The following is a 20,742-nucleotide window of genomic DNA, read 5'->3' as shown; positions in this document are numbered from 1 at the left end:
TATTAAGGAAGAAAGTGATTTACAACCGTTAAAAGGTTAAAAAGTGCTGATTAATAGACAGAAAATATTAAAAATGTTGCATTATATCAATATGTTATAAAAATTTAATATTATAATGAAAGAAAGAGCAGGAAACATATGCAGAAGAAGACAGACCGTCGGGTCCGCAAGACAAAGACCCAGCTTAGAAATGGGCTCGCCATGCTTATGAAGGAGAAAAGTGTAGGTGAGATTACAGTAAAAGAATTGGTAGATCAGGTAGATATTAACAGATCTACTTTTTATTTGCATTATCCAGATATATCAGGGCTGTTGCATGAGATTGAGAATGATCTGGCAGAGGAGATGGAACGTGCGATCAGAGAGCATCCAATTGAAAAGCGAGAGGATAATGGATTTTATTTTCTTCAGGACATATTTCAAGTGTTAGACAACAATCGAGAGATTGTTTCTGCTTTGGTCGGACCTTACGGAGATATGCGATTTATTCAGAAAGTGGAAGTTATTCTGGCAAGAAACAGCAGGGAGGTGTTAGAGCAGATGTTTCCGGAAAAAAGTAATCAGATGGATTACTTTTATGCATATTGCCTGAATGGCTGTCTTGGATTTGTAAAGACCTGGCTTGCCGATAAAAAGTCCTGTACACCAGAGTTCGCAGCAGATTTTATCTATCGAATGGTGGTCAGTTCTATGCGTGCTTTTTGTGAAACTCGTGAGGAAGTGTAGGAGTATGCCATGCACTCTTAGTGAAATGTAACAAAAGAGCTTTCCCTATTTTGGTACATTCTTTCATTGACGGGAAAGTGTCAAAAGGATATAATTAAACCATCTAATGTAAGAGCTTACAAGGACGGTAAATGCCTTACGGTTTTTTTTAAATTTAAAATGTAAGCGTTTACAATCCGTAAAGCATTTCAGTTCGAAAAGTTCTTCGTTGCGTTAGGAAGATGGCTGAAACAGGGGATCAGGAAAGCACAGGTTATCAGTCAGAGATCCTAGTTACAACAAAATATAGAAAGTGAGGACAAGCAATGAAAAAGAGGTTATTAGCAGTATTACTGACAGCGGCTATGGTACTCGGAATGACAGCTTGCGGATCTAAATCCAATAGCGGAAGCTCAGACAAAAAAGAAGAAGCTCAGTCAACCGATGATATCAAAGAGTGCACAATCAAGTTCCAGTATTGGGCAGATAACACAGATTATTCTTCCCTGATGCAGGACATCATCAAGAAGTTCAACGAGGAGAATGAGTACGGAATCACTGTTGAAGGTGAAGAAGTTCCTTGGGATGGTGGAGGATATTCCAACACACTGTTCAACGCAGCTATGGGTGGTGGAGCACCGGATGTAGCAACCTTTAAGCTTTCCGCAACACCGATGTTCACAAACAATAACCTGCTTGCAGACTTAACACCTTATGTTGATGCATGGGATAAGAAAGATGACATTTCTGACAACATCTACGACGTAATGAAAAAGGCAGGCGGATCTGACGATTCACTTTATCTGATGCCATGGAACATTCAGGTACTCTATGTATACTACAGACCATCAATCTTCAAAGAGGCTGGTATTACAGAGACACCTAAGACATACGATGAGTTCCTTGAGGACATTAAGAAATGTACAATGGATACAGATGGTGATGGAAAGACAGATGTATACGGATTTGGTATGCGTGGTGCTTCCGGTGGACAGGAGCCATGGGGAAGCTTCATCTATGGTGAAGGTGGAAGCTTTGATGATCTGACATCTGATGCATCTGTACAGGGTATGCAGGACTTCATCGATCTGTATAAGAACGGATATGTTCCAGAGTCAGCTACGAACGATGGATTCAACGAGACAGTTGCTAACTTCAAGTCTGGAAAGACAGCTATGTTCATACATCATATCGGATCTTCTAAAGGTATGGTAGAAGAACTTGGTGATGATGTTGATGCATTCATTATTCCGAAAGGAAAAGGACAGTGGACATCCATGGGAGATACAGAGACTGTAATGTTCGATTCTTGCGAGAACAAAGCAGCAGCATTCGAGTGGATGAAATATCTTGCAACAGAAGAAGGACAGGAAATGTGGTGCGAAGGAACAGGACAGGTTCCAGTAAGCCAGACTGTTCAGCAGGAAGACTACTTCCAGAATGACAAATTCATGAAAGTATCTATGGAAGGTGTTGATATCGCAGGTACAGTTCCGGTTAAAGATACAACAACTGAGTGGATCACAAACTGGCCGGCAACAATTTCTCAGGCTCTGACAGGCGAGATTACAGCGAAAGAGTGTATGGATAAGCTGGACAAAGCTCTTAATGAGTAGAAACTAGATTTTGTAACAACTAGATAATAATTGATTTATGAAACTGCCTTGTCAGGCAACTGGCAGGGCAGTATGATTGAAAGGGAAAGAACACGATGGTAAAAAAGAAAAGTATCTATCCATATTTATTGGTAGCACCTGCTCTGATTATCATTTTGTGCGTAGTATTCATTCCGGTTATTAATGCGATTGGAATGAGTTTCCAGAGTTATGATTTGAGAAGACCGAATGACATTGCGTTTGTCGGACTTGCAAATTACATCGCGGCATTTAAAGATGAGCTGTTCTGGAAAGCACTTTGGAAGACGATTCTCTGGGTGGTATTTGGCGTTGGATTTCAGTTTGTATTTGGTTTTATACTGGCATTGCTTCTTAACAAGAAGTTCAGAGGGCGCGGTGTTGTCCGTGCAGTCAGCCTGATTCCATGGGTCACACCTGGTATTTTGATCGGTCTTATGTGGAGATGGATGTATGACGGTAACTATGGTGTACTCAATGACATTCTTCAGAAATTACATATACTTAATAAGAGCATACCATTTTTAGCACAGACGAATACAGCATTTCCGGCAGTTGTAGTAACGATTATCTGGCAGGGAATTCCATTCTTTGCACTGATGATTCTTGCAGGGCTGCAGGGAATTCCAGGAGAACTTTATGAAGCAGCCGACATGGATGGCGCGACAGGATTCCAGAAGTTATTTAAGATTACAATTCCAAGTATTAAGAATACAATCTTTATCACAGGACTTCTGAGAATTATCTGGGTTGCAAACTCAGTCGATGTTATCTTCAACATGACGGAAGGTGGACCGGCTTATGCAACACAGACACTGAGTGTATATGTGTTTAATAAAGCTCAGGCATTGAACTTAGGATACTCATCAGCAATGGCAATCTTGCTTGCACTTGTACTTTGCCTGGTTGCAGTTCCGTATTTGATCTTTACATTTAGAGAGGAGGATAAGTAGTATGAAGAGGGAATCATTTTTAAAGAGATTTTTAACATTATATCTTCCACTGATCGTAATATTACTTTTCATCCTGTTCCCGTTTTATTGGACATTTATTACATCTATAAAACCGGACACAGAGTTATACGGAGCAGTTACATACTGGCCAAGACAAGTTCAATGGGAGAACTACACGAAACTGTTTACTACAACAGTAAATTTCCTGGCTGCCATGAAGAATAGCTTTATTGTTGCGGCAGTAACAACAGTTGTTTCTCTGACAGCATCAACATTAGCATCATATGCGTTTTCAAGATACAGATTTGCAGGACGTAGAGCGATGATGGCATTGTTTTTAAGCAATAATATGTTCCCTACGGTATTGCTTTTAATCCCATTATACTCTATAATGAGAAATCTGGGGTTACTTTATACTCCATGGGCTCTTGTACTCGCATATACAACGTTCACACTTCCATTTTCTGTATGGTTGCTGAATGGATTTTTTAACGACTTGCCACTATCACTTGAAGAAGCAGCATTGGTTGATGGATGTAATAGAAGGATGGCATTTTTCAAGATCATTTTACCTATATTAGGTCCTTGCCTTGTTGCCACCGGTGTATATATCTTCATGACATCATGGAACGAGTATACATTTGCGGTAATGTTTACGAACAATGCGACAAGAACAATACCTGTAGCACTGAAGAGTCTGATCGGTCAGCTTGGAGTTGACTGGGGTCTGTTAACAGCAGGTGGAATTATTACAATCATTCCAGTATGTATCATGTTCTTCTTTGCACAGAAGAGATTAGTTGAGGGATTAACAGCAGGAGCTGTTAAAGGTTAATATAAGGAGGAAGAAAAATGAATTACGAGAAAAAAGCAAAGGAATTGCGCCAAGAGATATTGAAGAGTTTATTTGCCTGCCAGTCAGGTCATCCGGGCGGATCATTATCATGTGTTGAGATTCTTATGGCTCTCTACTATGATGAGATGAAGAATCTTGATCCTAAGGATCCTAAGAAAGCAGACAGAGACCGTCTCGTATTAAGTAAGGGACATGCTTGCCCTACATTATATGCAATCCTGGCAGATCTGGGATATTTCCCGAAAGAGGATCTGGCACACCTTCGTCAGATTGACAGCCATCTTCAGGGACATCCGGACTGCAACAAGACTCCAGGTGTTGATATGAACACAGGATCTCTTGGACAGGGAATGTCTCTGGCAACAGGACTTGCTCTTGCAGCTAAGCATGCAAAAGCTGACTACAAAGTATATGCAGTAGTTGGTGATGGCGAGTGTCAGGAAGGTATTGTATGGGAGGCAGCTATGGCAGCAGCTCATTACAAACTTGATAACCTTTGCGTTTTACTTGACTATAACGGACTTCAGATCGATGGAACTAACGATCAGGTTATGGGACTTGGAAACATCGTTGAGAAGTTTAAAGCCTTCGGTTTCGAATGCTTTGAAGTAGATGGACATAACATTGAAGAAATTGACAAAGCAATTGAGGCTCCAGTATCTGGTAAGCCAAAATTCATTTGCTGCCACACAATCAAAGGTAAAGGTGTATCCTTCATGGAGAACCAGGTGGGATGGCACGGAAGACCGTTGAAACCAGAAGAGTTCGAGACAGCTATGAAAGAATTGGAGGCGTAAGAAGATGGGAAAATCATTAAGAGTTGCTTACGGAGAAGCATTAGTTAAATTAGGACAGAAGAACGATAAGATCGTTGCATTAGATGCAGACCTTGCACACGCAACAATGTCAGCTACATTTGCTGAGGCATTTCCAGATCGTTTCTTTAACGCAGGAATTGCAGAGTGTAATATGATGGGCATGGCAGCTGGATTTGCTCATACAGGATACATTCCATTTGCAAGCACATTTGCTCTTTTCGGATCAGGAAGAGCTTATGAGATCATTCGTAACTCTATTGCATACACAAACACAAATGTTAAATTTGGATTATCTCATTCCGGACTTTCAGTAGGAGAGGACGGAGGAAGTCATCAGTCTATCGAGGATGTTGCTCTTATGAGAGAGATGCCGAACATGACGGTATTTGTACCATGTGATCCTACAGAGATGGAGAAAGCTGTATTTGCAGCAGCAGAGATTGACGGACCAGTTTACATCCGTGTTGCAAGACCTGTTTGTGAGGATATCACAACAGAGGATACACCATTTATCCCGGGAAAAGCTAACATCTTAAAAGATGGTAACGATGTTTGCATCATCACAATGGGACTTATGGTACCAATCGCATTAAAAGCAGCTGAGATGCTTGAGGCAGAAGGAATTTCTGCAGCAGTTGTTAATATGCACACAGTAAAACCTATCGATGCTGAGACAATCCTTGCTATGAACGAGAAGTGCAAAGGTATCGTAACAGCTGAGGAGCATTCTGTGATCGGTGGACTTGGATCTGCTGTAGCAGAAGTTCTTGCAGGACATGCCGGAGCTAAATTCGAAAGAGTTGGTATCCAGGATAAATTCGGAAAATCCGGTAAACCAGCTGAACTGTTTGCAGCTTATGGACTTACAGCTGAGAATATCGTTGAAAAATGCAAAGCAACATTAGCATAAGAATCTGATTAAATTCATTTTATTATATAAAAGGGAGATAAGAATCATGGAAATTTTAAATTATTCATTTGACGGGGAAGGAATGCAGAGAGTCTTCGAGAACGAGAAATGGACAGTTGGTATCAAAAACTGGAAACCAGCTAACGACATCACAGGAATCAACAATCTGGAGCGTCACAACAAGACTGATGAGCTTTTCGTACTTGTTGCCGGATCTTGCACACTGATCTATGCAAATGAAGTAGAAGGCGGTCTTGATATCAAGGCAGTTAAGATGGAGCCAAACAAGGTTTACAATATCCCAGCTACACTGTGGCATAACACAGTAACATGCAAGGATACAAAGATGATCCTGATTGAGGACTCCAACACATCCATGGACAACAGCGATATTTTAGATCTGAATGAAGATCAGATTGCTGCTATCAAAGCTTTAGTATAGTATCTTACGTAATGCATTAGTTGCATCGCGACAATAAAACAGGCTCTCTACGACATAATTATGCGAGATTATGTGTTGAGAGCCTTTTTTGTAAAAAAATCCAGACAATTTTGCAATAAATAAGAATGTTTATGCATTTATCTGTATTTTATACAATAAGCTTGATGTGGACATTTACAGAAAATTATAAAGGAGGTCGGAAGAAGTGTACAATTTAAAATTTGGCTGTCAGTCCTATCCATGGAAGATGGGAAAACATTTTGGTCAGTTGCCGAGAATGCTTAAAGTGGCAGCAGAGGCAGGATTTCAGAGCATTGAGTGCGAAATAGACATGCTTGGAACATGGTTCCATGACCCGGAAGGTGTGAAAAAACAGCTTGAGAAATATAACATGGAATTTGCAGCACTTGTTCTTCATCAGGATTGGAATGGCATGGAGGAGACTGTGGAAGAAGCAGCGTTAAGCCGTGAAGCAATTGAATTCGTGAGACATTTTCCAAATGCCAAGATTATGCTGAGCCATCATGCAGGAAATGTACTTAGAGGCGAAGGCAGGGCACTGGCAGAAAGAAGAAAATGTCTGATCAGCTGCATGGCATCTGTAGCGGCTAAGGCAGCAGAGGCAGGAATCGTATGTTGTTTCCATCCGAACAGTGCAAAGAATTCGTTGTTTCGTACAGAAGAAGACTATGAAGCCATGTTTGAGTTGATTCAGCCGACTGCTATTGGCTGGGCTCCGGACGTAGGACATATTGAGAATGGTGGTATGAGTGCAATTGAACAGATGAAAGCACACAGAGATCTGATCCGCCACGTGCATTTTAAAGACCGTATTGCTCAGAATGAATGGGCTGTTATGGGAGAAGGAAAGATTGACTATCCTGCAATTATCAAATATCTGGCAGAGACAGGATACCTTGGCTGGATTATGGTGGAAGATGAAAGTCCGCGTGCAGAGACAGACAGTGACGGGGTTGTTGCTGAGGACGGAAAATATATGTGCCGGCAGATTCACAGGTAAGCAATCAGACAGAAGCAGACTTTGCTGGAAGAAGAGATATTTCAGTAAAGATACAAAAAAATTTTTTTCTCGGGAGGAAAAGAGGCTATGAGTATGCATACAGTTGCAGTAATGGGTCTCGGAGTCCGTGGTAAGATTCATCTTCACGGGCTTCTGGAAAATCCAGATTATTATAAAGTAGTAGGTCTTTGTGATATTGATGAGCCTAAGATGAAAGCAGTTGCTGAGGAATACCATCTGGACGATGTACCACTTTTTACAGATGCAGAAGAGATGTTAAAGGAGACAAGACCGGAAATATTTGTATTTGTTACATATCCAGATCTCCGGCTTTCTGTCATTCAATTGGCAGTAAAATACGGTGTAAAAGGAATTTCTTTTGAAAAACCGATGGCTGAGAGTCTTCAGGAGGCAAAGGAAATTGTAGAGTTGTGTCATGATAACGGAATCAAAGCAGTTGTTTGCCATCAACAGAAATATCTGTCCCAGATGCAGACACTAAAGAAACGTATCGAGGACGGCGAGATTGGCGAGATTACAAAGATACATGTAGAGTGTCAGGCCTGGTTCAGTCAGCTTGGAACACACTATGTGGACTATATTCTCTGGGCGAATGGCGGATATCGTGCAAAATGGGTATGTGGACATGTACACGGTCCGATTTGTCTGGATGATAACCATCCGGCACCGGATTACCTGCTTGGTACTATGGAACTGGAAAATGGAGTACATGCCTATGTAGAGTGTGGATATCTTGCAGAGGCTCACAACCCACCGGAGTATGGAAGCAGTGATAATCGTCTGACTGTTTATGGTAAAGAAGGTTATGTATATGCTGAGACAGACGGGTTCTGGGGAGCTTGCACAAAGGCTACAAATGGACGTCTGATAGAAGGAAAGGATTCAGGCTGGAGAAATCATCAGCAGATTCCGATTCAGACACCTTATTATACAGAGTTTGCAGAGTGGATGGAGGACGATTCAAAAGTTCACAGCTGCAATATTGATACAGCATATCACGGATATGAAATTCTGGAAGGAATGTGCCTGTCAGCACTGAACAATGTGCGTGTAGACCTGCCAATCCAGGATCTGGATTATGAGCCGGTATTTGACCGCATGAGAAAGGATCTTCCGGAGTGCGACAGCCGTAAGATGTACATTTATGATGGCAAGACACCACGTAAGGAGCGCGACTAGTCAAAAGGAGCATCCAAAGGTCGGTTAAAAGTAGAAAAAGCAGAAAGTGCAGAAAGTGCAGAAAGTGCAGGTTCATAAAAATGAATCAGAAAAAAGAATGTATGGATGTCCATGTAAATGGATTGAAATTTCATGTACAGACATTTGGCAGTGGTGTTCCTGTCATAATGATCATGGGACTTGGAGCACCGGGAGATAAATGGAAACATAATTATGAGCTTTTAAGTAGATGGTTTTGGTGTATTGTTCCAGATAACAGAGGAGCAGGCTTAAGTGACAAACCGGAAGTAGAGAGCTATACAACAGAGCAGATGGCAGATGATATTATCGGTATTATGGATGCATTAGACATCAAAAAAGCCCATGTTATAGGTGTCTCTATGGGAGGCGCCATTGCACAGCAGGTGGCACTGAAAGCGCCAAAACGGGTTATTAGTCTGATACTCACCAGTACATTTGCAAGTGTAAGTCCCGCATTTAAAAAGGCGCTGAATCTAATCTGTGACCTGAAAGAAGATACGGATCCGGCAGTATTAAAACAATTGAATCTTTGGATGACGTATGGACAATACACGCAGATACATCACCCTGAGAAGATTGAGAAATCTATTGAAGAAGATGCAGCGTACCCTTATCCAATGCCTGTATATGCCTATAAGGCGCAGTGTGGGGCATGCCTCAGCCACAATACGGCAGACAGGCTGCATGAGCTTAAAATGCCGGTACTGATCGCTGCAGGGGCAAAGGATTTGTTCATGAATATAGAGAAGACCATGGAATTAGTACATGGAATCCCACAGGCGGAATTCTATCTTGCACCAGAAGGCGGACATGTACATCAGTGGGAATATCCGGGGCCGTATGACAGTGTTGTAGTGGGATTTTTGATGAAACACACAGAGGAAACAAAATAATGTCTATAGATATGAATACGTTGATTAGTCAGATGATTATGTTTTTTGTCATTCTCGGTTGTGGTTTTATAGGAGCAAAATTAGGGCTTTTGAAAGCTGAAGTCATTCATGGGTTAAGCAGTCTGCTCATGGGCGTGATTTGTCCGTTGATGCTGATTGCAGTTTTTCCGTCAGCAGTGCAGGAGGAAAATGCATGGGATATTGCAAAATCTGTAATTCCCTATGCACTGATTACATATCCGCTGCTTACAGGGGCTGGATTCCTGACAGGAACGTTATTACATTTTCGGGGAGATAAAAGAAAAATCTTTACTGCCCAATGTCTTTTCGGAAATATGGCGTTCTTCGGACTGCCTCTTGTAAAAGAGATATTTGATCCGGTTGCAGTTGTAGCATTTTCTTTCTGCGTTGTAATAGATAATCTGTTCCTCTGGACAGAGGGAGTATTGCTTACTTCAAAGTCAGAAGGAGGACAGAAGCTGTCCTTGAAGCTGGTCATAAAGAAGCTGTCCAATCCAGTCATTGTAGGTGTGCTGATCGGACTGGTACTGATGATCTTGAAAGTGCCATCAGATTTACTGATTCTTCGGAGTTTTGATACAATAGGAAGCTGTGCGAAGCCACTGGCACTTTTGTATATCGGAGGAACGATTGCATTGATGGAGTCGGGGGCATTAAAGAAAGCCTGGCCGGTGGTATTTGTCATAATCATTAAGCTGATAGTTATGCCGGTTGTCATCTTCCATGTGATGACGTGGCTTGGTGTGAATGATCTTGCGAGAAATATATGGACGCTGATTATTGCGCTTCCAAGTATGGCAAGCATTCCGATTATGGCAGAGAGCTTTGGGTCAACAGAAGCTGACTATGCGGCACAGGGTGTATTTATTATTACACTGGCAAGTCTGGTAACAATACCGCTTGTGGTGATGCTTTGCAGGTAAGTAATAAGACCTTGCATTTAGAATACATAAGGTGAAAGCTTTTATGTATAAAGGAGAGCTTAAAAACATTAAATAAAAGAGCAATGATTTAATTACATTAGAAACAAAAATATTTCTAATTCGATATGAAAGGAGAAATTAAAATGGTAGATCAGAATTGTGCATATTGTGTAGAGGGAGAATTATTGGCAAAGTTTGGAATTAAGATTTGCGAACTGGAGAATTCTAAAGTATATCTTTTTAAGGAGCAGAGTCATCCAGGAAGAGTTGTAGTTGCTCATAAGAAACATGTCAGTGAGATTCTGGAGCTGACACCGCAGGAGAGAGCAGCATACTTAGAGGAGATTGCAAAGGTATCTGAGGCAATCCACAAAATCTTCAAACCTGCAAAAGTGAACTATGGTGCATATGGAGACACAGGACATCATCTGCATTTCCATCTTGTACCAAAATACACAGATGAGTATGAGTGGGGTGGCACATTTGAGATGAATCCGGGAAAGAAATTCTTAAGCGATGAAGAATATGCTCAGATGATTGAGAAGATTAAGGCTGAGCTGGTTTAGAAATCCCTGGAGATACTGATTCTCTAAGTAGATTCACACTCCCAGTGCAGAACATTACGATGAGCTATATAAGACGAGAAAAGTGTACGCATAGGCGTGCACTTTTCTTGATTGCCATGTATGTGGTAAAAGGTCTGATGGACTTTTTAGTTTGTGTATTCGGGGAAAGGCTGGGAGATGTCAGACCTTTAAGAACAAGAAGGAATCAAATCACCTGGCTTTAGTTTTATATACGAAAGAGATAATTTATAATCGGGTTTTTCGATTGGTCTTGAGGTATCATGGGATTATTGAATCTGTCTGAACGTAAAAATGCTGTATAATATTCGGTATAAAATATATTGAAAGAAGGAAAGAGGTCATGAAAAAAAACATGAAAAAATTGTATTCCTTATTGCTTGTATTGACATTGACTGTTTCAATGGCTGCAGGATGTGGAAAGACAGAAAAAAGTACAGCCAATAGTGACACAAAGAAAGAGGAAGAAGTAAAAAAAGAAGAGGAAAAAATTCCAGAGACAACGTATCCGCTGACAATAAAGGATCAGATTGGTAATGAAGTTACCATTAAGGAACAGCCAAAACGAATTGTTTCTGGATACTATATTTCTTCATCAACATGCCTTGCATTAGGATTGAAGGACAAACTTGTTGCGGTAGAAGAGAAGATTGACCAGAGGCCTATTTACAAGTATGCAGCAGCAGACATTATGGATTCAGTAGGAAATGTTGGATCAGCAAAGGCATTTGATCTGGAAGCATGTCTGGCGGCAGAGCCTGATTTAGTTATTTTGCCAAAGAAAGCACAGGATTATGCAAAGACTCTTACAGACATGGATATTCCAACAATTGTTGTTAGCCCGGAAAGTCATGATGAATTAGTAGAAATGATTAAATTAATAGGTGAAGTTACAAATAGTAATGATAAGGCAACTGCAATGACAGATAAGTATGATGAAATTTTAGACAAAATCAATGGTATGACCAAGAAGTTAAGTGATGATAAGAAACCAGTTGTCTATATGTGTGGAACAAACTCTTATTTGACAACGGCTCCAAAGGATATGTATCAGGCATCTTTAATTGCAACTGCAGGAGGAAAGAATGCAGGAGATGTATTGGATGGCGATTCATGGGTAGACGTTTCTTATGAGCAGATATTAGATATGAATCCGGATTATATTATTATTCCAACGAACAATATGGCAAACGGACAGCCGGATTATACAGCCGAAGATGTTATGGCTGATGCAAATCTTGCAGAGGTAACAGCGGTAAAGAATGGTGATGTTTACAATATGCCGGCGGGGTATGAGGCATGGGATTCACCGGTGCCATCAGGAGTATTAGGTATGCTTTGGATGACAGCTACATTACATCCGGATTTATATTCTATGGATGAATTTGCAGATGATGCGGCAGATTTTTATAAAACATTTTATAACTTTGACATTGATAAATCATCTATTACAAAATAAGATAGTAATATGAAGAATAAGGAACGAAGAAAATTAATAAGGTTATTTAGTGGAATTATTGTGGCGATTTTTATTGCCACAATAATTTCTATATGCATAGGGAAATATTCTATAGCTTTAACTGATATATGGAATATTATCTGTGGAAACGAAAACGTGTCACTTCTGAGCAGAAAAGTATTTTTTACATTGCGCCTTCCGAGAACATTTATGGCGATTATGGCAGGAGCCGGACTTGGACTTGCCGGAAGTGTATATCAGATTATTTTCAAAAATCCATTGGCCTCACCAGATATTATAGGAATAGCAGGAGGTGCAAATTTAGGAGCAGCATTGGCAATTGTAGTTTTGACTTCGTCAGGAATGATGGAAATTGCGATGGGATCTTTTATTGGAGGATTTCTTGCAGTTCTTGCAGTAATGTTTCTGGTACGGGCAACTCGGTCTCGTGCCACAGCGACTTATGTACTTGCGGGAATTGTAATAAATGCAGTTTCCAAAGCTGTCATTATGGGGCTGAAATATTTTGCAGATCCGGAAAATGAACTAGCGGCAATGGAATATTGGGAAATGGGTACATTAGGTAACACAACAGCTGCAAAAGTTATGACTGTGTTTCCGCTGTTTTGTGTCGGAGTAATTGGAATTATCCTGTTACGCAGACAAATAGAAATGCTAGCATTGAGTGATAACGAATGCCGGGCATTGGGGATGCGTATTGGAATTGTGCGTACCATTATATTATTATTATCAACACTTCTTGTTGCATCTATTATATGTGTTACAGGACTTATTTCATTTGTAGGACTGATCGCACCACATATCGCGAAATTAATATTGAAAAGAAATAATTTTAATACCATGGTATTAAGTGGATTTATTGGGGCAATTGTGATATTAGTGGCAGACATATTTGCAAGATTACTATATAGTGTCGAACTTCCGATTTCCATATTAACAACAGTGATTGGTGTTCCTATGCTGATATATTTTCTGTGTGAAAAAGGAAAGGAACAGCTGATATGATGACGGGGCTTAGATTACGGAACATTTCTATAAACTATGGAGAACGCAAGATTTTGAAGAACTTAAATCTTGATATTCCAAGAGGAGAGTTTTGCGGTCTTTTAGGTTTGAATGGAAGTGGAAAAACTACATTACTCCATGTAGCATGTGGGTTTTTACCCATGCAGGGGGAATGTTATGTAGATGGCGAAAATTGTAAAAATCTTAATGAACGACAGCGTGCAAGAAAAATCGCATTTATACCTCAGATTTGCAGCCTTGCCGGAGGCCGAGATGCTATAGATGTGGTATTGATGGGATATAATCCCTGGTTGAACATATTGGAATCACCGTCTGTAGAACAAAAAAAGCAGGCACGAGAAATAATGGATAAATTAGGGTGTCTGCATTTGGCAGATAAGGATTTTGGAGAACTTAGCCAGGGGCAAAAACAAATGGTTATACTAGCACGGTGTATTGCACAAAATGCACCTGTTATGCTTATGGATGAACCTGACAGTGCGCTGGATTTTCTGAATAAGCATATCGTACTTGAGAAAATCCGGACCGTAGTCAGAGATGGAAATAAGGCCGGTCTTATCACAATGCACGATCCCAATTTTGCAATGGAATATTGTGACAGACTGTTTTTGCTCAAAGATGGAAAAATCGTTACACAGATACATATGAAGACAGATTCGAAAGAAAAAATAAAAGAAAGTCTGTCCATGATTTATGGGGAAATTGAATTATTGAAAAACGGAAAAGAATATTTGATGGGGAAAAGGCAGAATGTATAAAAAGGATTTCGCAAAAGAAATCTGGAAGCTTGCGTATCCAGTTGCATTATTGACACTGACGCAGAGAATAGGCTCCATTTTTGAAGGAATTCTTCTCAGTGTACATAGTACAGAAGAACTTACCATATCTTCTATCTGTGGTCCATACATTTCGATTATTACAACAGTAAGTTATGGATTGGCAATTTCAGTTAATGTCGTCATGGCGAAGATTTTTAAGAATCCGGATAGAAAAAAGGATGCGGGGGATATATTCAAAGGGATATTATTGCTGACCTTTATATTGGGAATTTTGATATCTGTAGTTGTCAGCACGCGGCTGTATTTTGAGTTCGCGGATATGACAAATTTACGCAAAACAGCATATCTATATATGGTTCCGTATCTTCTTGGAAATCCTGTAATCCTTTTATACAGTATTCTGATTGCAGCATTCAGAGGACTGGGAGATTCTAAAACGGGAATGTGGATGACATTTATTGCAGTACCAATACAAGTAGGTACAGCATATTTATTGTATAAACTATTTGGTTTCATAGTTCTGGGATATGGAATGATTTTGTCCCGAATCACAGGGTGTGTGTATGGGATACTGCAATACAACAGATATAATTTAACTGTTTTTACTCATTCAAAAGTGAAGATATCCAGAGCCTTAATTCAGGAATTTGTAAAGCTGGCTGCGCCCATAAGCTTATCAAAAGTAATCAGTCCAATAGCAAATGTAGTATTGAATCAGATTATGCTGGCAATGGGAACTAATCTTGTGGCTGTTGCAGGATTAGGGAATCGATTGTCTTTGTTGTTTTATCTTCCGGCAACAGCTGTAGGAAGTGCTGCAGTAACTTTGATTGCCGGAAATAATGATTATAAGGAACGAAGACAGCTGATAAAGCAGTTGTGTGTGACGAGTGTATTGCCGACAATTGTCATTATCATTGTTGCATTTTTCGTGAGGGGGCAGCTTTCGCAAATGTTAACTGCGGATGCTGCAATGCAGCAGGCTGGAAAAGTATATTGGACAATTAGTCTTTGGGCATATCCGTTTGTAGCAATAGAAATGACAATGACTTCTGTTTTACAGGCACTTGGCTATGGATTCCCGACACTGGCAATTACAATAGTCAGACTGTTAGGTGTGCAGATACCATTGACATATTTGGCGAGGCATGCCAATCTGGGAGCAAAAGGAGTATGGGGAGCTTATGTAATCAGTAATGTAGTATCTATGAGTGTAAGTGTAGTTTGGGGAATCAAGAAAATGAAAGGAAGAAAATAAAATGAATGCAATAGATATTGTAAAAGAACAAGTAAAGGCATATGAAAAGGGAATTGCACATGCAGTTGTTACTATTGTACATTCCGATGGTTCTACACCACGTACAAATGGTAAAATGCTTGTATACTCAAATGGGGCAACGAAGGGAACCATTGGAGGCGGGAATGTAGAATGTATAGCAACATCAGATGCATTGCAATGCATTCGAGAAGGGTGTAACCGATTGAAGCAATATGATATGACTTCGGAAGCGTCAGAGACTGGAATGACCTGTGGGGGAAATATCAGTGTTATGATAGAAGTGTTTACGGTACGTCCTGTTTTGGTTATGTGTGGAGCGGGACATATAGGAGAAGCAGTTTTGCGTCTGGCTTCGTTTGTCGGGTTTGATACGATATTGGTGGACAATCGAGAAGAAAAAGATATTGCTGAAAAAATTGTTCTGGCAGACAGGTTTGTTAAGGTTCATGACTACGAAGAGGACTTAAAAAATGTTGACATACCTGATGGAGCGCATTATGTAATAGCGACACAGGGACATAGCTTTGACGGAGATGCATTAGTGGCTGTGCTGACAAAGAAATATGCATATGTGGGAATGATTGGAAGTTCTTTGAAGATTAAAGCTTTATTTGAAAAGATGGAAGAGAAAGGCATTTCGAAAGAGGAATTAAATAAGGTGTATACTCCGATTGGGCTGGATTTAGGAGGCGAGTCTCCAGAAGAAATTGCAGTATCTATTATCGCAGAAATTCTTATGATAAAAAATGGCCGTACAGGAACACACTGGACGGGAAAGGAAAAATAGTATGAATAAAATAGTGATTCTCGATACTGCGACTCAATCTGTACAATATCAGGATGATGATGGAACGGAATATGGACGTGGACTTGCGGTGAAATTGCTGAAGCAATATATGGCTGATAATGTGTTTGTGATAACTCCGGGGCTTTTGACAGGTACACCTGTGCCTTGTGCTACGAGGGCAACAATTGTTGGGAAAAGTAAAGAAGAACGGGAGATTTATGTCAGCAACATTTCAGGAGATTTTCCACAAAAACTGGCTTCTATGCATTTATCAGGTATTGTGATTAAAGGAAGCTGTAAAGATAAAAATACAATTATTCACATAGAAGAACAAAAAATTTCATTTTTTGATTTTCCAGAATTACAGGGGAAAAGTTGTAAAGAGATGGTATCCTGTATTCGTGAAAAATGGGGGAGGGAGTGTGCCATTATCGGGAGAGGACCAGCTTCTGATCACTATTATCCTATAAGTAGTCTGTTTGTTACTTATCCGTATGGGAAACCAGAATACAGTTGTCCTCGAAGTAGTACAGGGGCAGGACTTGCAAAAATAGGAATCCGGGCAATTGTGCTGGAACGGAATCAGTATTTTCGGGGAGCCTGTGAAAACAGGGAAGGACTTCAAAGCAGCGGTAAGCGGTTGGCAAAATATATTTTGGACGATCCAATCTGTGGAGGAGCATTGCCCGGACTGGGTTCTATTACATTGCTTCACCTTTTAAAAAATGAGAAGAATCTGGAAGAACTCTTACAGGAGAAGAGAAAAGAAGAGAAGGCAGAAATAGAAAAAAGTGGGGAAAGAATCAATTATTGCTGTGCGCCTATGTGTGTTATCGGATGTCTGAATCGACACAGCAAAGGGAATGGAAACATTTATTCATCACCAGAGGAATCCGAAATTAAGGCAGCAATTGAGCAATGTTTTGCACAGGATATGGAAAAGGAACAGTTAGAGTCATGTACTACATATTTATCTCAGAAAGCTATGGAATCAGGCTTGAATATGATAGAACTCGTATTTGCTATGAGGTTATATTTTGACGCTGAAAAAGAAAAACCTTCTTTGGAACAGATTCTTCAATTAGTTAGAGAAGTTGAGGCAGCTACTGTGTTGGGACGAGTTCTTGCAGGGGGAACCAGACGCGTGTGTGAAGTGTTTTCCGATGAAACACAAATCCAGGGAAGAGCGACGAAAAAAGCAGTGACGAAGGAACGAGATTATCAGTTAAAAATAGATCTGGAATTGTTGTACCAGGAAATATTTTTGTTTGAGAATCTGGGTATATGTATATTTAGCTCTTTTGCATTACTGAATAAAGAGGAACCATTACGGTTGCTGGCAGAACTATATAAGGACAAAACAGGCAGAGAGATTACAGTAGAAGAAATGCTTCAATATTCTGCGCAATGTTTAAAACAGGAAGAGGAACTATGGAAAGAACTTAATATAGGAAATAATATCAAAGCAATACCAGAATTTGTTAAGGTATTATATAATTATTTTGAAAATACAAAAAATTAGTGCCTGAATATGAATGAAATAGGATTAACATGAATAATTTAAATTTGAAACAATTGGAAACATTTGTAACAGTTGCGGAAAAAGGAAGCTTTACAAAGGCGGCAAATGCTCTTTATATGGCGCAGTCTACAGTCAGTAATCATATACAGCAATTAGAAGAATCGTTAGGATTGATTCTTTTTGTTCGAGATATGAAAAGAAATATAAGTCTGACTCCCGATGGGAATCGAATTTATCAATTTGCAAAAGAAATATTACTGCGCTGCTCTGAATTGGAAGAAACAATACTGGAAAATAAAAAAAGTCAGTTGATTATTGGAGCGTCCACAGTGCCAACAGAAAGTATATTGCCAGAATTAATACATAAATTTATAAAAACACATCCTAATTGTCGATTTGTTGTAAAAAACGGGGACAGTGACCAGATTCAGAGAATGTTGACTGATGGAGAAATATCAATAGGGTTTGTAGGGACATCTGATAATCGCCAGGAAATTATTTATGAAAAGATTACGGAGGACAGATTTGTAATGATTACTCCGAATACACCAGGTTATGTGAAAATGCATGAACAAGGTGTGTATGGAAAAGAATTATTAAATAAACCTTTGATATTTAGAGAAAATGGTTCGGGAACACAGAAACTTATTGATAATTATCTGGGGAGTATGGATGTGACAGAAGATAATTTAAATATTGTAGCATACGTATCCAGTTCTCAATTACAGAAAGATCTGGTGAAAATGGGGACAGGAGTGGCTATTCTTTCCGAATATTCTGCGAGAGATCTGGTGTCGTCAGGAAGAGTACTCAGATTTGAAATGGAGCGAAACTGCCTGAGCAGAAATATTTATATGGCAAAGGATAAAAAGGGAATCCTGAATTCTCTCGCATTGGAATTTGATAAATTTGTAAAATCTATTTTTAAATTAAATTAATAATGGCTATTGCTACTATTGGTTCACACATAATAGGAGTGGAATAAGTTTAGTTTAATTCAACACTTCTTTCAGGAAAGACAATTTACAGATATGGTATCAATGGTATTATAGAGGAAAGGATGAAAACAGATTGTGTGGAAGATGTAAAAGATATAGCAGGATTGAATGAAAAAATAGTCATAAAAAAATAAATATTATACTAAGAGAGGGTGCTATGGTTGTGTTACCAACTATAGCACCCTCTCTTCAGGGGGATTCAAGAATGCTAAAGCATTCTTGCAGCGAGGTGTGCGTCATGCATTGCATGACATATTTCTATTGTGCACCTCTGCAATCTTGCCGAGGCTATATCAGATGGAATGTGCATATACCGATAGTGGTGGGAGTCCAGTTTCCATCCGATATATAAAGTTATCGGCTATATTTTACAGGCAGGAAGCGTAAGCTGCTTCTGCACCTTCTTCGCGGATCTTCTTAAGATCAGCAACAATCAGTTCTTCCAGTCCTTTAATTTCTGTCAGATCCTGATCCCACATATCTTTGTTGGAAAGTACAGCTTTTACAAGTTCTTCTGCACTGTCATCTTTGTGTGCGTAGTAGAAGTCAAGTGCCCATGCATCGTCCTGCACTTTGTACTCATTTCCTTTTGGTCTCTTGCATACCAAAGCTGCATCTTCACGTCTCTGAATATCATTTGAGTAGAATGCAATGTAAGCTGCAAGGCTCATTGCCAGGCAAGCAGGAATCTCACCTTTTTCGTTGATATACTCAAGGAATGAAGGCATGTTACGAGCTTTCCACTTAGATGTTGAGTTCAGAGAAATACTCATAAGCTCATGATTTACAAATGGGTTGTTAAATCTGTCTGATACAGCAGCTGCAAAGTCAAGCAGATCCTGTTTGTCCAGTGGAAGCGTAGGGATGATCTCATCGTAAAGCATTTTGTTCATGAAGCCTTTGATTGTCTCATTGTGCATGCAGTCACGAACGATGTCCTGTCCGGAGAGGTAAGCACCAAGAACGAAACCTGTATGAGCACCGTTCAGGATACGAACTTTTCTCTTTTTGTATGGAGTAACATCCTCTACAACATGTACATTTAATCCGGCTTTCTTGAATGGAAGCTTATCTTCAAGACCTGCAGGTCCTTCGATGATCCATACACCAAAGATCTCGCCGACATCGATCAATTCATCGTGATATCCGTTTGCTTCTTCCATTTTCTTAACTTCTTCTGCATCACGTACACGTCCTGGAACGATACGGTCTACCAGTGTAGAACAGAATGTGTTCTTCTCATTGATCCATGTTTTGAATTCTTCTTCAAGTCCCCAGTCATCAATGTACTCGTTGACACATTTCTGGAGTTCTTTACCATTGTTGTCGATCAGCTCACAGCTTAAAACTACAACTCCATCTTTACCTGCTTTGTAACGCTCATAAAGTACACGTGTCAGTTTGGCAGGGAAGCTGATTGGAGGACACTGGTCAAATTTGCTTTCTGACTCGTGTACGATACCGGCTTCTGTTGTGTTGGATACGATATACTCAAGGTCGTCACTCTTGGCAAGCTCAAGAACTGCGTCGAAATCATCATATGGATTGATACATCTGCTTACAGAAGAGATGACACGTTTTAAGTCAACTTTCTCCCCTTTTTCACTTCCGCGAAGGTACAGTGTGTAAAGTCCTTCCTGGTCGTTGATGAGTTTTGTAAGTCCCTGTGCGATTGGCTGAACTAATACAACTTTTCCGTTCCAGTCAGCTTTTTCATTTGCACAGTCAAAGAAATAATCTACAAATGCACGAAGGAAGTTTCCTTCTCCGAACTGCATAACTTTCTCTGGTGCGGATTCTTTGATATATCCGTTATAACCTGATTTCTTAAGAACTTCGTAATTTAATGTTTCCATGATTGAGTTTCTTCCTTTCTTAATTGATGAGATA

Annotated in this window: 20 protein-coding genes; 19 read left to right on the top strand and 1 reads right to left on the bottom strand. The window is 39.8% G+C overall.

All coding sequences use genetic code 11. The features are described from left to right. The first annotated feature begins 138 nt into the window (after window positions 1–138). The 19 genes from C7E02_RS09415 (at window position 139) to C7E02_RS09325 (ending at window position 18,792) form a co-directional block, all read left to right on the top strand. Window positions 139–726 carry a TetR/AcrR family transcriptional regulator gene (locus C7E02_RS09415; RefSeq protein WP_005340860.1) on the top strand — a complete coding sequence of 196 codons (588 nt, stop codon included), beginning with the start codon at window positions 139–141 and terminating at the stop codon, window positions 724–726. A 305-nt stretch (window positions 727–1,031) separates the two neighbouring features. Next, on the top strand, window positions 1,032–2,321 hold the full coding sequence (locus C7E02_RS09410; RefSeq protein WP_105309414.1) for an ABC transporter substrate-binding protein: 1,290 nt from the start codon (window positions 1,032–1,034) through the stop codon (window positions 2,319–2,321). Window positions 2,322–2,416: 95 nt separating this feature from the next. After that, the gene (locus tag C7E02_RS09405; protein ID WP_005340857.1) at window positions 2,417–3,292 is read left to right on the top strand and encodes a carbohydrate ABC transporter permease; all 876 of its coding nucleotides are present in this window, start codon (window positions 2,417–2,419) and stop codon (window positions 3,290–3,292) included. Between the two features lies 1 nt (window position 3,293). Then, window positions 3,294–4,127 (top strand): carbohydrate ABC transporter permease, encoded by an 834-nt coding sequence (locus C7E02_RS09400; protein WP_005340855.1) that lies wholly within the window; start codon window positions 3,294–3,296, stop codon window positions 4,125–4,127. Between the two features lie 17 nt (window positions 4,128–4,144). Beyond that, window positions 4,145–4,945, top strand: coding sequence for a transketolase (locus tag C7E02_RS09395; RefSeq protein ID WP_005335319.1), 801 nt, complete (start codon window positions 4,145–4,147; stop codon window positions 4,943–4,945). Window positions 4,946–4,949: 4 nt separating this feature from the next. Beyond that, the gene (locus C7E02_RS09390; RefSeq protein WP_022278555.1) at window positions 4,950–5,876 is read left to right on the top strand and encodes a transketolase family protein; all 927 of its coding nucleotides are present in this window, start codon (window positions 4,950–4,952) and stop codon (window positions 5,874–5,876) included. Between the two features lie 46 nt (window positions 5,877–5,922). Then, complete coding sequence (locus tag C7E02_RS09385) at window positions 5,923–6,318, top strand: hypothetical protein (protein WP_005340851.1); 396 nt, start codon at window positions 5,923–5,925, stop codon at window positions 6,316–6,318. A gap of 205 nt (window positions 6,319–6,523) precedes the next feature. Next, window positions 6,524–7,339 (top strand): sugar phosphate isomerase/epimerase family protein, encoded by an 816-nt coding sequence (locus tag C7E02_RS09380; protein ID WP_105309413.1) that lies wholly within the window; start codon window positions 6,524–6,526, stop codon window positions 7,337–7,339. Window positions 7,340–7,426: 87 nt separating this feature from the next. Next, the gene (locus C7E02_RS09375; RefSeq protein ID WP_105309412.1) at window positions 7,427–8,539 is read left to right on the top strand and encodes a Gfo/Idh/MocA family protein; all 1,113 of its coding nucleotides are present in this window, start codon (window positions 7,427–7,429) and stop codon (window positions 8,537–8,539) included. A gap of 80 nt (window positions 8,540–8,619) precedes the next feature. Continuing rightward, window positions 8,620–9,453, top strand: a complete 834-nt coding sequence (locus C7E02_RS09370) for an alpha/beta fold hydrolase (RefSeq protein WP_105309411.1) — start codon at window positions 8,620–8,622, stop codon at window positions 9,451–9,453. Next, window positions 9,453–10,397: an AEC family transporter gene (locus C7E02_RS09365; protein WP_105309410.1), complete on the top strand. Its 945-nt coding sequence runs from the start codon at window positions 9,453–9,455 to the stop codon at window positions 10,395–10,397. Before C7E02_RS09370 ends, C7E02_RS09365 begins: the two co-directional genes overlap by 1 nt. Window positions 10,398–10,540: 143 nt before the next feature. Beyond that, window positions 10,541–10,963, top strand: coding sequence for an HIT family protein (locus C7E02_RS09360; RefSeq protein WP_022278560.1), 423 nt, complete (start codon window positions 10,541–10,543; stop codon window positions 10,961–10,963). A 361-nt stretch (window positions 10,964–11,324) separates the two neighbouring features. After that, window positions 11,325–12,440: an ABC transporter substrate-binding protein gene (locus C7E02_RS09355; protein ID WP_105309409.1), complete on the top strand. Its 1,116-nt coding sequence runs from the start codon at window positions 11,325–11,327 to the stop codon at window positions 12,438–12,440. A 9-nt stretch (window positions 12,441–12,449) separates the two neighbouring features. Continuing rightward, entirely contained in the window at window positions 12,450–13,466 is a 1,017-nt protein-coding gene (locus tag C7E02_RS09350) for a FecCD family ABC transporter permease (protein WP_105309408.1), read from the top strand. 53 nt (window positions 13,467–13,519) lie between these two features. After that, window positions 13,520–14,245, top strand: a complete 726-nt coding sequence (locus C7E02_RS09345; protein WP_158683007.1) for an ABC transporter ATP-binding protein — start codon at window positions 13,520–13,522, stop codon at window positions 14,243–14,245. Next, complete coding sequence (locus C7E02_RS09340; protein ID WP_105309406.1) at window positions 14,238–15,524, top strand: MATE family efflux transporter; 1,287 nt, start codon at window positions 14,238–14,240, stop codon at window positions 15,522–15,524. The genes C7E02_RS09345 and C7E02_RS09340 overlap by 8 nt, the downstream gene beginning before the upstream one ends. A gap of 1 nt (window position 15,525) precedes the next feature. After that, complete coding sequence (locus tag C7E02_RS09335; protein WP_105309405.1) at window positions 15,526–16,332, top strand: XdhC family protein; 807 nt, start codon at window positions 15,526–15,528, stop codon at window positions 16,330–16,332. A 1-nt stretch (window position 16,333) separates the two neighbouring features. Next, window positions 16,334–17,854, top strand: coding sequence for an aldehyde ferredoxin oxidoreductase N-terminal domain-containing protein (locus tag C7E02_RS09330; protein WP_158683005.1), 1,521 nt, complete (start codon window positions 16,334–16,336; stop codon window positions 17,852–17,854). 29 nt (window positions 17,855–17,883) lie between these two features. After that, the gene (locus C7E02_RS09325) at window positions 17,884–18,792 is read left to right on the top strand and encodes a selenium metabolism-associated LysR family transcriptional regulator (protein WP_105309403.1); all 909 of its coding nucleotides are present in this window, start codon (window positions 17,884–17,886) and stop codon (window positions 18,790–18,792) included. Window positions 18,793–19,220: 428 nt separating this feature from the next. On the opposite strand, the gene C7E02_RS09320 is transcribed toward C7E02_RS09325, so the two are convergent. Next, the gene (locus tag C7E02_RS09320) at window positions 19,221–20,708 is read right to left on the bottom strand and encodes a tagaturonate reductase (protein WP_105309402.1); all 1,488 of its coding nucleotides are present in this window, start codon (window positions 20,706–20,708) and stop codon (window positions 19,221–19,223) included. Window positions 20,709–20,742: the final 34 nt, after the last annotated feature.

The sequence above is a fragment of the Dorea sp. Marseille-P4042 genome (assembly GCF_900290215.1).
In the GTDB taxonomy this organism is placed as follows: Bacteria; Bacillota; Clostridia; order Lachnospirales; family Lachnospiraceae; genus Dorea; species Dorea formicigenerans.
Note: the sequence above shows the minus strand (reverse complement) of the source record. Positions and strands in the feature narration are given on the sequence as shown.